Source organism: Snodgrassella alvi (assembly GCF_040741455.2).
Taxonomy (GTDB): domain Bacteria; phylum Pseudomonadota; class Gammaproteobacteria; order Burkholderiales; family Neisseriaceae; genus Snodgrassella; species Snodgrassella alvi_E.
Map to the genome: position 1 here is coordinate 178,256 of NZ_CP160328.2, position 15,131 is coordinate 193,386.

Here is a 15,131-nt window from a genome sequence, read left to right on the forward strand (position 1 = left end):
ACTATTAGTTAAAATGAGTCTGAAAGCCGGATTTTAATTGAACTTCCAAAGAAGCTACCGCAATGGCAATATATGCGGCTGCATTTGATTAACAGGCAGACTGTATCCAGAATATCAACTTAGTAATCAAACCATATTGATATATAAACGATACTAGGAACCAGAACGGAATAATATGTATTCATTGCTGCGCAAACCGTGTCTTCAGCTATCAGCAGCCGTTATAAGCTTAGCTTTAAGCGCCTGTAGCAGCATGGCACCAGAGAAAATTACCACTACCTCAGACTGGCAGGCAGGTCACGAACAGACATTATCCGGATTTGATAGTTCAGGCCGGCTTGCCATCAAAGACCAGGGCAAAGGAACCTACGCCAACTTCAGTTGGCAGAATTTAGGTTTAGTACAAACCATCGAAGTAAAAACACCTCTGGGCAATAGCGTAGGGGTTTTATGTCAGGACAGCGACGGCGTTATTGCTGAAGACAGCAAAGGTCAAGTTTTTTCCGCCAGCAGCATTGAAGAATTAAGCCAACGTATGCTTGGATTTGTACTACCCTTTGATCATCTCAACCAATGGGTACAAGGATACTGGATTGAGAATGAACCCTACCAGCTACTACCCGACGGCAAACTCAAACAGTCTGGCTGGATTATTCAGCGTCAGCCGCAAATAAATAGCCGTAGTCCCCATATTGTAGAGCTGAATAATGCACGTTTTGATATCAGGCTAGTTTTTGATGAATATACTGATACTCCAAGCCAGTCATCAGCCAAATGTGAATTACGGCATAAACCATCCTGAACGCAGGAATTAGCATAATATGGATAATTTTCAGCCAGCGGCTGATGCCAGCCATTTTTTGGTACCCGCCAAACTGAATCTGGATTTACGCATTATCGGTCGCCGTGCAGACGGCTATCATTTGCTTGAAACCATTTTCACCTTAATAGCACTGTATGACCACATCTGGCTTAGAAAAAACACCAATGGCAGCATAACCATGCATACGCCCGTATCTGGTGTCGAATCTCAGCAGGATTTATGTGTACGTGCTGCACAATTGCTGCGCGGCCATACCGGCATCGAGCAGGGAGCAGACATTTGGCTAAACAAAAAGATTCCCATAGGTGGAGGACTGGGAGGGGGTAGCGCTGATGCGGCAGTGGTGTTAATGGCACTCAATCGCCTGTGGCAATTGAATCTAACCACAAACCAGTTACTACATTTGGGCGTACAACTCGGTGCTGATGTGCCATTTTTTATTTTCGGACAGAATGCTTTCGCACGCGGTATTGGTGAAGACTTGGTACCTATATGCTTGCCAAAACAATGGTATGTGATTATCAAGCCCCCAGTGCATATCAGTACAGCGAAAATTTTTGCACATAAAGACTTGACACGAAATTCCAAGCCACGCATAATGCCAGACTTCCAAGCAGGACAGCACTGGCGCAATGATATGCAGAGCGTTGTTTTAGCTGAGTATCCAGCGGTAAGGGAAGCATTTGAAGCTTTGGCTGAGTATGGTTCACCCGTGATGAGTGGTTCTGGAGCATGTGTGTTTTTGTCATTTGATTCTGAAAGTGCCGCTCAAGCTGTTTACAATAAAGTTTCTGACGCGCATCAGGCGTATTGTGTTGCTTCCCTGACGAGGCATCCGTTTTATCAATGATGTGTGTTGTTGGGGAGTCGTCAAGTGGTTAAGACACTGGGTTTTGATCCCAGTATGCGTAGGTTCGAATCCTACCTCCCCAGCCAGTTGTTAATATAAACACTGGGGAGTCGTCAAGTGGTTAAGACACTGGGTTTTGATCCCAGTATGCGTAGGTTCGAATCCTACCTCCCCAGCCACACTTGGAATAATATAGTAGTAAACCATTTTGGGGAGTCGTCAAGTGGTTAAGACCCCGGATTCTGATTCCGGTATGCGTAGGTTCGAATCCTACCTCCCCAGCCAAATTCAGATAAGCGTGTAAGGTCTACTTACACGCTTATTTAATGTTTAAATGACAAACCATTGAGTAAAAGCATGATTACACCGCCAAAAGTGGTATAATCTACTGCTTGCATAGTCTGGTTGATGCAAAACAGGCATCGATTAGACGCAACGAAATTGCATCAAGGAATAAACGTTTATAATTTAGTGGTAGACAAACCGGTTAAAGGATTGCAAAACACAGTACAGATTCAGTTACCGTGATAGGGATATGGTTGTTTATCATGCTGCTATCTGCAATGACTAATATTCGCTGATGAAACCTGATTTACACCTGATACTGCAGCAAACCATTACATACCGGCAAATATTTTCAAAAGAAGTGGTGATTACTTTTAAATTAAAGGTAACGAGAAAGCATAATAGCTGATAGAGTAAGTAAAATTGCTTAATCTGAAAATTATGCCCTACTTATTTGATGACAAAGCACCTGTATTTTAGGTGCGAAGAAAGCCATGGATTAATGTTTAATCTACCTCACACAAACCAAAGCAAACCAAAACAGGATTCAGGTACAACAGAAATGGCAGCATACGACAGTTTGATGGTGTTTACCGGCAACGCGAACCCAGAGCTGGCTAATAACGTAGCCAGACATTTGGACATTTCATTGGGAAGAGCCTCTGTAGGAAAGTTTTCAGATGGCGAAATCGCAGTTGAATTACTGGAAAATGTACGTGGGCGCGATGTATTTATCGTACAGTCCACCTGTGCGCCAACTAATGACAACCTGATGGAAATCCTTACCATGGCTGATGCACTCAAACGTGCCTCTGCTGGCAGGATTACCGCTGCCATTCCTTATTTTGGCTATGCTCGTCAGGATCGTCGTCCACGTTCAGTGCGGGTACCGATTTCAGCCAAACTGGTAGCCAATATGCTGTATTCTGCTGGTATCGACCGTGTGCTCACCGTGGACCTGCATGCCGATCAGATTCAGGGGTTTTTTGATATACCAGTTGACAATATCTATGCTACCCCGATTCTGGTGCATGATATTGAAAAACAGCGCATTGATAATCTCACTGTAGTCAGCCCTGATATCGGCGGAGTAGTTCGTGCGCGAGCTGTGGCCAAAACTTTGGGTACTGACTTAGCCATTATTGATAAACGTCGTCCCAAAGCTAATGTAGCAGAAGTCATGAATGTGATTGGTGAAATCCAGAATCGTACCTGTCTGATTATTGACGATATGATTGATACGGCCAATACCTTGTGTAAAGCAGCTTCTGCACTAAAAGAACGTGGTGCCGAACGCGTATTGGCCTATGCTACACATCCGGTATTTTCTGGTGAAGCCATTGAGCGTATAGCATCATCAGAAATCGATCAGGTGGTGGTAACCGATACCATTCCATTATCCGTAGCTGCTCAGAATTGTGAACGAATTCGTCAGGTAAGCATTTCAGGCTTATTGGCTGAAACAGTACGTCGTATTAGCAACGAAGAATCCGTGTCATATCTCTTTAACGAAGATGTGGCCATACCGGGAGCGATGTTTCTCCCTTAATCCCCCAGATGCCGTCTTAAGCTGGTCGCGGCCGATGACGGCATGATTAACCTTGGAGTAGTTATGTCTTACGAAATTAAAGCAGAAATCCGTGAAGCTCAGGGCACTGGTGCGAGCCGCCGCCTGCGTCGCGAAGGTAAAGTACCAGCTGTATTGTACGGTGAAGGCACCGAGCCGGTAGCCATTACTGTTGATCACCGTACCTTATGGTATGCTCTGGAAAAAGAAGCTTTCCATACTGCCATTATCAAGCTGGACGTAAATGGTAAAGCCTACGACGTTATCGTACGTGATTTCCAAATGCATCCGTTTAAACAACAGGTACAACATATCGATTTTCAGGCTGTTGATGCCAATAAAGCCATCAATATCCGCGTACCACTGCATCTGCTGAACGCTGCTATTTCTCCAGCAGAAAAATTGCAGAGTGGCCGTGTATCTCTACTGGCTACCAGTGTAGAAGTAAATGCTTTGCCGAAAAATATTCCTGCGGTGCTGGAACTGGATGTTGCTACTATTAGCGCTGGTGAAATCCGCCACTTGTCTGATTTGGTGTTACCGGAAGGCGTAACTTGCGTTGCTCTGAGTCGTAAAGAAAATCTGGCCATTGCTTCAGCTACTGGTAAAAACAAATAAGTTGTTAAGAATTCAATCTGTTGAATCTTAATATCTATAAAAAGCCTAAATCTGTTGAGACAGACTTAGGCTTTTTCTTTATTATTCTTATTCTAATCAATGTATTCCTGACAGAATAAAAATGCCCGATGATTTTGTATTATCAAAAGTTCCAACCAATATCATTGGGCTTAAAAAATTTACTTTTAAGAGTTAGATAAAAATTTTCTGTGATAAATTGATAAACTAAAGCATTAAAATTATACATCTTCTCTATTATCTAGTATTGGTAATATAAAAACCTAGATGCCATTAAATATAGTAAGTTTGAACGAATAAGATAAAAGCTTCCATAGATACAACAATAGAAGCTTTATCATAAATGCAATATCAACTAAGCTGCTTTTCAGCTAAGAATAGTTATTTAAAAAATGAATGGATAAAAGATAAAATTAGAATTAGGTTTTTTTGCTGCCGGATTGCCTGCGTGTACGTTTTTCAGACTTTGGATGCTGGCTTTTTCCTAAATTTAGTTTGTTTGTCTTTTGCTTTTTATTAGTTACTTTTTGTGTCTTTCCAGAAGAAGAGACATTCAGTTTATTCTGAATTTTTTGGGCACTATTTTTCTGGCGTCGCTTACCGCTATTGGCACTGATTAATACCAAATCAATTCGGCTGGTATCGAGATCGGCTCGTGCTACTTTTACGGTAACCTTATCGCCCAGTTTGAATCGAATACCGCTACGTTCTCCAATAATGGCCATTAATTCTGGATGAAAATTGAAATAATCCTCACCCAAATCACTGATATGGATCATACCGTCAATATAGACATTATCTAACGTAACAAACAATCCAAAATTGGCCATGCCGGAAATTGTACCGGAAAATACCTCTCCAATTTTGTCACGCATATAGTAAGTTTTAAGCCAGTTTTCAACATCACGGCTCGCATTATCAGCTTTACGTTCAGCCAAAGAACAATGTACTCCAAGCTCAGTCCATGATTTTGGCTGATACTGCTTATGCTGTAAAACAGCCTTGATGGCACGATGTACAGTCAGATCGGGATAGCGCCGAATCGGAGAAGTAAAATGTGTATAAGCAGGATATGCTAAACCAAAATGGCCAATATTTTGAGGCTCATATACTGCCTGCTGCATTGAGCGTAATAGCATCACACCGATAACATTGCGATCCGCTCTGTCTTTAATTTTTTCGCTCAGCTCAGCATAATCCTTAGGTGTTGGGTGATCGCCACCATTCAGACTCAAGCCAAGCAATGCCAGTTGTTCTCGCAATGTATTTAAACGCTCACTGGTTGGACCAGCGTGATTACGATACAGGGTAGGGTGCTTGTGCTGTTTAAGAAATTCTGCGGCGCAAACATTTGCTGCCAGCATACATTCCTCAATCAGCCGATGAGCCTCATTGCGCTCAACTGGAACAATTCGTTCAATTTTACCCTGCTGATTAAAAACCATCTGCGTTTCAATACTTTCAAATTCTACAGCACCACGTTGCAGACGTTTTTTCAATAATATCTTATACAGCCTATATAAATTCATTACATGCAATTTAAGCGGATCGTCAAACTGATCATTACTAATCCAGTCCCAGGCCTGTGTATATGTCAGGCGCGCATGAGAACGCATAACAGCTGGATAAAACTCATAACTTTTTATATTGCCGGCATAAGTGATAACCATATCGCAGACTAGACACAAACGCTCAACATTAGGGTTAAGTGAACATATTCCGTTTGAAAGATTTTCAGGTAACATGGGAATGACACGGCGCGGGAAATAAACACTGGTCGCGCGATCCTGAGCATCACGGTCAATTGCATCATCGGGCTGAACATAATGGCTGACATCAGCAATTGCAACCAGAAGTCTATAGTTACGTCCAATTTTTTCAGCATATACAGCATCATCAAAATCTCGGGCAGTTTCACCGTCAATCGTGATTAAAGGCAACTCGCGCAAATCAACTCGGTTTTTTCGCTCAGTAGGCTTTACGTGATCGGGTATTTTAGCTGCCTGCGTCAGACATTCTGAGCTGAATTGATAAGGTAAATGATGTTTGCGAACAGCAATTTCAATTTCCATTCCACTGTCTGCATAATCCCCCAAAATTTCTATTACCCGCGCCACTGCAGCCTGTGTTGCGTTAGGATAAGATTCAATTCTGGCTACCAACACTTGTCCAGTTCTCGCTTTACCCAATGAATCAGGCTGGAGCACAATACTGGCTCCTAATCGCTTGTCTTCTGGCACCAGCATTGCGACACCATGCTCTATAGCCAGGCGGCCGACTACATCTTGATTGGCACGCTCTATCACATCCAATACCTGACCTTCACGCCGACCGCGTCTATCTGTGCCTGCTGGTCGTACCGTAACAATGTCACCGTTCATCAACCCACGCATCTGGCGGGTATAGAGTACAAAGTCACCGCCATCACCTGGATTTAAAGGTACTGCAAAACCAAAATCATCCTTGTGAACTTCCACTCGGCATTTTACTAAAGCCAGCTTATTAGCGACACAGACGGCACCGCGACGATTGATTAAAATTTGTCCGTCACGTGCCATAGCAGTCAGGCGGCGCTCAAAAAATTCTTTTTCATCCTCAGTAATGGTGAGTTTTTGTGCCAGCTCATTGATTTTGACAGGAATGCCGATTTTTTCCAAAACGGCAATAATCCACTCACGGCTGGGTAAAGGATTAGGATATCTCTGTAATTCTCGTTCTAAATAAGGGTCTTGATGGCGTAAATCTGATTTTTTTTTCATATAGTATTGACAATCTCTTTAGAGAATATATAATGCATTTCCTCAGCTAAAGACATACTTTAACTGAAAGTTGCAATATATGCAAAAGCCCAGGTGGCGGAATTGGTAGACGCGCATGGTTCAGGTCCATGTGCCAGCAATGGTGTGGAAGTTCGAGTCTTCTCCTGGGCACCAGAATTCCAAAAAAAAGATATCCAAATTATTGGATATCTTTTTTTTATGTCTCAATATTCGATTATATTGCTGGGTACGTAACCCAATGATGCTGTAGCCTGATTCTGATATTATTTATGTTAAAATATTCTATTTGCGATTTAAAATAATCAACAGTATTACTGTAAAAATTCATTTGGTTACAAAAAAATGAAGTAGCATCAAACACATATCATAATATAATAAAGTACAAAATTATCTATAAAACAATTATTATAGATTATAAAAACTTTTAACAGAGATACTTAATTTTTATTTAAAGCGTATTAAATAAAAAATAATAGGCTTCACGATAACCAGCTAATGTGGAAAAATAAAAAATTTTCCGACTAGGATGAATGCAAGACGGATTTGAAGTACTATATTTTTACAATTTATATTTTAATTAAGCATTCGATTCAGATAATTAACTAGGTGTCTTGTAATTTTGTAGGTATTATTAAGCTGAACAAACTTCCCTTTGATAATCAATCTCAGCCAATCCATAAAGATAATACCCTTGACAATTGCTCTTGAGAATATATAATGCACAACTTCTCTGATGTGACTCACAGCGCTTAGTGTTGTGAAAGAAGCCCAGGTGGCGGAATTGGTAGACGCGCATGGTTCAGGTCCATGTGCCAGCAATGGTGTGGAAGTTCGAGTCTTCTCCTGGGCACCAGAATTCCAAAAAAAAGATATCCAAGCGATTGGATATCTTTTTTTTAACTATGTAGTAATAAACTAAAATTTTGGGCACATTGATTGCCTTATCTTTTAATCAATGAGTATATGCAGATTCAGATTAAAGTTGGATAGGGTGATAAATCGAATATTCAATGTTTAATTAAAATAGTGTCTGATGTGATATCCTCAGTAGCCTATTCCAATGATTTTTTCCTTGCAGAATAATATTTATTAAGTTTGATAAAACTAAGAAAATATCAAGATTTGAACTACTTTCTTACATTAACTGGTAACTGATTGAATGCCCATTCTTTATCTGTGCAAACACGTGCCAATACCAAACCTAGGGGCAGAGAAAGTACGATAAGCATGGCTTGTGCACCCCAGTTAATGGCGTTAATGATATCGTTTTGCTGGAGAAAATACATAGCTCGGAACATATAAATTCCTGGTACCATAATACATACTGCCGGTACAGACAAAGCAATACGTGGGGATTTACTGTGATGGCTAAAATAAAACGCACTGAGACCAACAATGAAAGCAGCTATTAATGAAGCTCCCTGTATAGGAATGTTGGTAAAGTCAATTAATTCTAGGCGTAAAGTATTGGCATACATGCCGATAAATGCAGTTGTCAAAGCTGTTTTAATTGGACTATTGAACAATAATGAAAAGCCCAGCACGCCAAAAAAGCTGGCAAGCAAACGAAAAAAGGCTGTCCATATGGGATACAGAGTAGGAGTCAGCATGGGTTCTGGTGCCATGTGTATGCCGGCTGCTACAATCCAGGCAGCAAAAGTGGCACAAAAAATCACTGTCACCGCATAACCCACACGCTGGATTCCAGAAGAAAAGTCTTGTTTGGCTAAATCGAGTACCCCGGTAATTAGTGGAAAACCGGGTATCAGAAACAGCATTGAAGCTATATAACCGGCAGTATGTTGAATATTAATTTTTAATGATATGTAGCTGATGCCGATAATCATAAAATATAAACTTGAAGCCACAGCAGCTGCCAGCATGGTAACCACAAACTGATTCAGGTGCTTATGTAACAGCGTACGCCGTAGAGCCTGCCCGAAGCCAGATGCAATAAATACGCCCAGCATTTCTACCGGCCCTCCGCCAATTAAAAAAGTAAACGATGAGCAGGCAATAGCTGCAAATAATGCAGATTGTGGAAGATTATATAAGGCCGGTTGGTTTTCGATTTTCGCCAGAGATTGGTCGAGATAACGAATCAATTCGCTTTCGCTCATTTGTTGGTAACGGTTTTGTATGTCAATTAATAGTGTTTCCAGTAATTGAATATTATTGGTATTAATGCCTACACTTTGTATGTTGGTTACCTCGGTTTTAAACTGTTTGCCACTACGACAGGTGGAATTGATTTCGGTTAGTGTAATATGCGCCTGATTTTCTACTCCCAGCATACTGGCTACATGGCGCATAGATTGTTTGATACGGTAGCTGCCGGTACCTGCTGCCAGACATATTTTGCCTACACGTAATACCAGATCAGATTTTATGTTTAGCTGAAGTTCATCGGAAGATAGGGGTAGTGGCATAATGTTTTTATTTGATAAAAATGTAAGTCGATATTATAACGCTTGTAATTATAGAAAGTATCAGGGTTAATTATTCTTGTTAATATTGATTGTAGGGCTGAAAAAAATCTGCTGATTCATTCCAAAAATATATATATGAATTGCTAGTATTTATTTTAAAATTTGATTATAAAAATGATTTATTTTTATTGAAGATGAATTTAATAAACCGGCTAAAACCGGTTAAACATAAGTAATGGTTCTGTAGGGAAAACAATATTAACCATTTTATTTATAAGTAATTGTTTATAGTTTGTTTCAATCCCATTCCTTGGGTTTGAGTTCGGGATGCTCCCTGAATGCAGGCTCTAGGAAATCAAGCATTTCTCCCATAATTCTTCCGACTACTCTTCTGTAAGCTCTGAATTCTTCTTCAGGACAACAATCCTGGACTTTAAAAAGCGTCTGGTTTAAATCGTTGGTTATTTTAAACATTAAATCTCTGATTTCTTCGGCAATTACTGGATCTTTTATCATATTAGAATACCATTAGTATATTATTATAAGCATTAAGTAGTTTAACTCAATTTTATATAAGACGTCATATACTATTGGGTTTTAATTGGACTTATTAAACATTTATGCTTTAGTCACATAGGATATTTCAGATTTGTTTTAGTGATAAAAAAGCAGCTTGTAATGTATCTGACAAGCTGCTTTTTCTGAATTAAAAAATGAATGAGTTATTCGTTTATTTGCGCTGTTAATTCTCTTGTTTCATGGAAACGGATATCTGGCCAGCGTTCTTCAGTTAAAGATAAATTAACACGGTTGGGCGCGAGATAAGTAAGGTTGCCACCGGCATCAGTAGCAAGATTGAGTACGTTGGCCTTTTCGAATTCGGCCAGTTTTTTCCGATCTGCACAGGATACCCAGCGTGCTGACCAGATGCTAACAGATTCAAATACGGCATCAACGCCATATTCATTTGCTAGTCTGGCAGTGACTACTTCAAATTGCAATACGCCAACGGCGCCAAGTATAAGGTCGCCACCGTTGTGGGGGCGGAATACCTGCACGGCACCTTCTTCGCCTAACTGTTGTAATCCTTTTTGAAGCTGTTTCATTTTCAATGGATTTTTAATCCGCACTGCGCGAAACAACTCGGGGGCGAAAAAGGGGATACCAGTAAAGGTAAGACGTTCACCTTCAGTGAAGCTATCACCAATCTGGATATTGCCATGATTGGGAATTCCAATGATATCACCAGCAAATGCTTCTTCAACTAATTCGCGGGTGTGAGACATAAAAGTCACCACACTGGAAGCAGCAATATCACGGTTCAGGCGCAGATGTTTGATTTTCATACCGCGAGTAAACTCTCCGGAACAAACGCGCAGAAAAGCAATACGGTCGCGGTGCTTAGCATCCATATTAGCTTGAATTTTAAAGACAAAACCAGTGAATTTGGCTTCAGTTGGTTCGACAACGCGTTCTAAGGTTTCCCGTGGCTGTGGCGCAGGTGCCCAGTCAATCAAAGCATTAAGAATTTCCTGTATGCCAAAGTTATTAATGGCAGAACCAAAAAATACTGGTGTCAGTTCACCGCGCAGAAAGGCATCTAAATCAAATTCGTTGGATGCTGCTTGTACCAATTCGATTTCTTCACGTAATTGCTGGATTTCAATGGGAAAAAGTTCATCTAAACGCGGATTGTCAATGCCTTTGATAACGTCAAATTCATGGGGAAGTTTTTCACCTCCAGCTTCAAACAGATATATTTCGTCGTTAAGGATGTGATATACGCCTTTGAAGTTTTTACCCATTCCAATTGGCCAAGTAATCGGAGCGCAGCGGATGTGCAAAATATTCTCTACTTCATCCAACAATTCTAATGAGTCCCGCACTTCACGATCGTATTTATTCATGAAGGTGACGATAGGGGTATCACGTAAACGACAGACGTTTAAAAGCTTGATGGTTTGTGCTTCAACACCTTTGGCCGCATCAATTACCATCAGAGCACTATCAACTGCAGTGAGTACACGATAGGTATCTTCAGAAAAATCTTCGTGTCCAGGTGTATCAAGTAAGTTGACCACATGTTGGCGGTAGTCAAATTGCATTACTGAAGAAGCTACAGATATTCCGCGTTGCTTTTCGATTTCCATCCAGTCTGAAGTGGCAAATTTGCCAGATTTCTTTCCTTTTACTGTACCTGCGGAAAGAATGGCACCAGAAAACAGTAATAGCTTTTCGGTGAGGGTGGTTTTACCGGCATCAGGGTGGGATATTATCGCAAATGTACGGCGGCGTGCCGCTTCTTGGGCAATCTGGCTCATGATTTTATATATTCTGCAAACAATAAAACAAGACGGCTACGGCCGTCTTGTGAGAATATTTATATTGTAGCACAGATTAATATTAGAACTGTTAATTGTGTGGTTTAGCGAAAAAAAACAAATTAATATTTTTGCATGAAAAGATGCTTTGAAATGTGTAGCCTTGTATTTTAAGTCAGTACATAATCAGAAGTTCAGGGCATCATTTAATGCTTAAGAATTTTCTGTATTAGCAGGATTAAAAAAACATTTTTTTATAACAATAATATTATTGTCACATTCTAGTTCTGATTCGGCTGCACTGTGTTTGATTACTGCCAAAGCCAGCGTAGAAGTTTGCTGTGATACTTGATTGATTATTAGTCCGACTTCTTCATTATGGTTGTCAAAAATTGGTTTACCTTCTGAAACTGAACCGTTTATTTCCATAAGTGCTAGCCCTCTTTTTACCTGACCACGGTATTGAGCGCGGGCGATGATTTCCTGACCGGGGTAGCAGCCTTTTTTGAAATGAACAGCACCTATTAGTTGCTGATTAAGCATTTGTGCAACGCAGGTTTCTGTGGTCTCTATGCTAATCCATGGATTACCGCTGGTGATTTCATGTAATTTCCATGATTCTATAACTTCTGTATTAAACGGGGGCAGTTGGCTGGTTTTTCCAATCTGGATTATTGACCCATCTGGCAAGTTGATGGACCAGATTTGATTAGTCTGGCTAGTTGGCAATACATACTGAGGTTCTGATGCTGTGGATAATGTTTCGGGTACGCTGACTGCTGCACCCCAGTCTGTCATGATTTCCAGTTTTACTTTACTGCGCATGATGTATATTTGCAGTTTTTTTTGTAAGGTGTCGATGAGGCTGGCTGAGGTTAATATAATAATATCATTATCCCGATTAAGTACCAGCATATTGGCTATTACGCGACCCTTGGCTGTATTGTAGGTAGCTAAACAAGCATGGTTGGCAGACAAATGATTGATATCATTAGATAATTGGTTGTGTAAAAAGGTTGCTCGATCTTCGCCGCTTACACGTAACAGTCCGAAATAAGGCATCAGGGAAGATGCTGTGTGTGTCATGGAAAAATCCTGTTTGTTTTGCAGGCCTTTATTATAATACTGAATGCTTAGCTAACAAGCTAAAAGCTCCGCCCAATATCTGGTGCGGAGCTTTGTTTAAGGGGCTTAATGAAGGATTTATTTTCCTTCTACTTTTGCTTTAAGTTGTTGATACATATCTGGATGCTCGTTTTTCAGTAATTCGGCAACTTCCATATTTATGCGATTGAGCTTGCTTAATTCCAGCTGTTCAACATGTACCAGCCGTACCAGTTCGCGAACTGGTTTCGGAATGTTGCGGCCTGCTTCATACCGAGAACCGCCGGATTGTGTAACACCTACCTGACTCCAAAATTCAATCTGGTTCAAACCGAGTTTTTTACGGATTTCGCGCACATTGTTGATAGGTTTAAAAGCTTTCATAATTTTTATACCTTAAAACGAGTTGTCTATGTTTAAGTAAAATTAATTAATATGATCATTCATAAATATTAGTTGTTTTGGTAAGTTTGGTCATTTATTGTAATAAACCATACTTATCAATATGCATAATTATCTATGGACTTCAATATTATCACAATATTTTTTACATTCAATACAATATTGCTAATGGTTTACCTGTTTAAGGTGATTTTGAATGGTGTATTTTTATTTTAATTAAACTATTTTAAAATTTATTGCCTTAAATCAGATATAGATGTTGTATTAATGTAAAGTTTTACGTTTTTTTTGGTATTTTAAGGTTTTCCTGTCAATGGGCTGATTGTGAGTATCTCGTAGCCATTATCTGTTACTAGTACTTCATGTTCCCACTGTGCGGAGAGTTTGTGGTCCTTAGTAACTACTGTCCAGCCGTCACCGAGAATACGCAAATGGCGTTTTCCTTGGTTAACCATTGGTTCTACTGTAAATATCATTCCCGGCTGTAGTTTTAAGCCGGTATGGCGGCGACCATAATGCAACACTTGTGGTTCTTCGTGAAAACCTTTTCCCACTCCGTGGCCGCAGAATTCTTGAACCATGGAATAACCGGCATTTTCTGCTACCTGCTGACAGGCATAGCCAATGTCTCCCAGTGTTGCTCCTGGTTTAACAACGGATATACCGGCCATCATACTTTCATGGGTGACATTAATTAGGCGGCGTGCCTGTGGACTGATTTCGCCTACAGCATACATGCGACTGGAATCTCCGTGGAAACCATCTTTAATGATGGTGACATCGATGTTGATGATGTCGCCGTTTTTTAAAGGTTTGTCATCGGGGATACCATGGCAGATAACATGATTGACGGATGTGCAGCAAGATTTGGGAAAGGGTGGATTGCCATATCCTAGTGGAGCGGGATAACCACCCTGTACGTTAATGTGGTAATCATGTATCAGTTTGTCGATTTCGTTGGTGGTGACACCTGGTTTGATAAATTGGCCAATATAGTCCAGTGCTTCAGCTGCCAGCCGGCCGGCTACGCGCATTGCGGCAATTTCTTCTGCATTTTTAATAATCACGCCCATGATTTTTCCTTTTAGGCTAATTAAAACTGTTTAAATGATAGTTATGCTTCAAGCATTTACTAGAAGGCTTAGTTCTTCTGCTATGTTTTGTTTGCGCATCAAGCTTTCTCCAATGAGAAATGTATTTACCTGATGCTGCTGCATCATGTGTATATCATCTGTGGTAAAAATGCCGCTTTCGGTAACGACCGTTTTGCCATTTAGTGCAGGCAGAAGTTTGATTGTTTGCTGTAGGTCTACTTCAAAAGTGCGCAAGTTACGGTTATTTACGCCCCAGAGTGGGGTAGACATAGAGATGCATTTCTCTAATTCTTCTTCATGATGGATTTCAAGCAATACGGTCATACCTAGCTCGTGGGCTATGGCTTCATATTCATTTAACTGGGTACGGCTGAGTGCTGCTGCTATCAGGAGTATAGCATCGGCATTATGTGCTCGTGATTGATACACCTGATAGATGTCGATGATGAAATCTTTTCGTAGTACCGGCAGGCTGCAGGCATTACGGGCAATATTCAGGTATTCCAGACTTCCTTTAAAGTAGCTTACGTCGGTCAGGACGGACATGCATGCGGCGCCACCTTGCTGATAAGCATGAGCAATATCGGCGGGTGAAAAATCAGGACGAATCAGTCCTTTGGAAGGGCTGGCTTTTTTTACTTCGGCAATGATGGCTGCTTTGCCTTGCTGATGTTTATGATGTATGGCTTCCAAAAATGGTCTTGCCGGTGCCTGATCATAAGCTTTGGCACGTACTTCAGCCAGTGTTTCAGCGGACTTGGCTGCAACCATTTCGGTTTTTTTGGTAGCAATGATTTTATTTAGGATATCGCTCATGGTTTTGGTCCGGACTAGGATGCT

The 15,131-nt window shown here is 40.7% G+C and carries 12 protein-coding genes and 5 tRNA genes; 9 read left to right on the top strand and 8 right to left on the bottom strand.

The window, feature by feature from the left end:
* The first annotated feature begins 175 nt into the window (after positions 1-175).
* From lolB to ABU615_RS00835, 7 genes are all read left to right on the top strand, one after another.
* Positions 176-802 (top strand): lipoprotein insertase outer membrane protein LolB, encoded by a 627-nt coding sequence (gene lolB / locus ABU615_RS00805; protein WP_100152492.1) that lies wholly within the window; start codon positions 176-178, stop codon positions 800-802.
* Between the two features lie 19 nt (positions 803-821).
* Positions 822-1,673: a 4-(cytidine 5'-diphospho)-2-C-methyl-D-erythritol kinase gene (gene ispE / locus ABU615_RS00810; RefSeq protein WP_367488531.1), complete on the top strand. Its 852-nt coding sequence runs from the start codon at positions 822-824 to the stop codon at positions 1,671-1,673.
* 10 nt (positions 1,674-1,683) lie between these two features.
* Positions 1,684-1,759, top strand: a tRNA-Gln gene (locus tag ABU615_RS00815).
* A 17-nt stretch (positions 1,760-1,776) separates the two neighbouring features.
* Positions 1,777-1,852 (top strand) — tRNA-Gln (locus ABU615_RS00820).
* A 30-nt stretch (positions 1,853-1,882) separates the two neighbouring features.
* Positions 1,883-1,958 (top strand) — tRNA-Gln (locus ABU615_RS00825).
* Positions 1,959-2,520: 562 nt separating this feature from the next.
* Positions 2,521-3,507 carry a ribose-phosphate pyrophosphokinase gene (locus ABU615_RS00830; protein WP_100140241.1) on the top strand — a complete coding sequence of 329 codons (987 nt, stop codon included), beginning with the start codon at positions 2,521-2,523 and terminating at the stop codon, positions 3,505-3,507.
* Positions 3,508-3,570: 63 nt separating this feature from the next.
* Complete coding sequence (locus tag ABU615_RS00835) at positions 3,571-4,143, top strand: 50S ribosomal protein L25/general stress protein Ctc (protein ID WP_100140116.1); 573 nt, start codon at positions 3,571-3,573, stop codon at positions 4,141-4,143.
* Between the two features lie 437 nt (positions 4,144-4,580).
* Here the strand turns inward: ABU615_RS00835 and rnr are convergent, their stop codons facing one another.
* Positions 4,581-6,920: a ribonuclease R gene (rnr, locus tag ABU615_RS00840; RefSeq protein WP_267390236.1), complete on the bottom strand. Its 2,340-nt coding sequence runs from the start codon at positions 6,918-6,920 to the stop codon at positions 4,581-4,583.
* Positions 6,921-7,007: 87 nt separating this feature from the next.
* Here rnr and ABU615_RS00845 point away from each other — a divergent pair.
* A tRNA-Leu gene (locus tag ABU615_RS00845) sits at positions 7,008-7,094 on the top strand.
* A 613-nt stretch (positions 7,095-7,707) separates the two neighbouring features.
* Positions 7,708-7,794, top strand: a tRNA-Leu gene (locus tag ABU615_RS00850).
* Positions 7,795-8,068: 274 nt separating this feature from the next.
* On the opposite strand, the gene ABU615_RS00855 is transcribed toward ABU615_RS00850, so the two are convergent.
* The 7 genes from ABU615_RS00855 to trpC form a co-directional block, all read right to left on the bottom strand.
* Positions 8,069-9,370: a threonine/serine exporter ThrE family protein gene (locus ABU615_RS00855; protein ID WP_267390237.1), complete on the bottom strand. Its 1,302-nt coding sequence runs from the start codon at positions 9,368-9,370 to the stop codon at positions 8,069-8,071.
* A 297-nt stretch (positions 9,371-9,667) separates the two neighbouring features.
* A complete protein-coding gene (locus tag ABU615_RS00860; RefSeq protein WP_267390238.1) occupies positions 9,668-9,886 on the bottom strand; it encodes a hypothetical protein in 219 nt (72 codons plus the stop codon).
* A 206-nt stretch (positions 9,887-10,092) separates the two neighbouring features.
* A complete protein-coding gene (locus ABU615_RS00865; RefSeq protein ID WP_100140119.1) occupies positions 10,093-11,691 on the bottom strand; it encodes a peptide chain release factor 3 in 1,599 nt (532 codons plus the stop codon).
* A gap of 213 nt (positions 11,692-11,904) precedes the next feature.
* Positions 11,905-12,777, bottom strand: coding sequence for a folate-binding protein YgfZ (locus tag ABU615_RS00870; RefSeq protein ID WP_370389008.1), 873 nt, complete (start codon positions 12,775-12,777; stop codon positions 11,905-11,907).
* A gap of 117 nt (positions 12,778-12,894) precedes the next feature.
* Complete coding sequence (locus tag ABU615_RS00875) at positions 12,895-13,179, bottom strand: DNA-binding transcriptional regulator (RefSeq protein WP_100140121.1); 285 nt, start codon at positions 13,177-13,179, stop codon at positions 12,895-12,897.
* A 314-nt stretch (positions 13,180-13,493) separates the two neighbouring features.
* Entirely contained in the window at positions 13,494-14,273 is a 780-nt protein-coding gene (gene map / locus ABU615_RS00880) for a type I methionyl aminopeptidase (protein WP_100140122.1), read from the bottom strand.
* Positions 14,274-14,318: 45 nt separating this feature from the next.
* The gene (gene trpC / locus ABU615_RS00885) at positions 14,319-15,107 is read right to left on the bottom strand and encodes an indole-3-glycerol phosphate synthase TrpC (RefSeq protein ID WP_267408010.1); all 789 of its coding nucleotides are present in this window, start codon (positions 15,105-15,107) and stop codon (positions 14,319-14,321) included.
* Positions 15,108-15,131 lie beyond the last annotated feature (24 nt).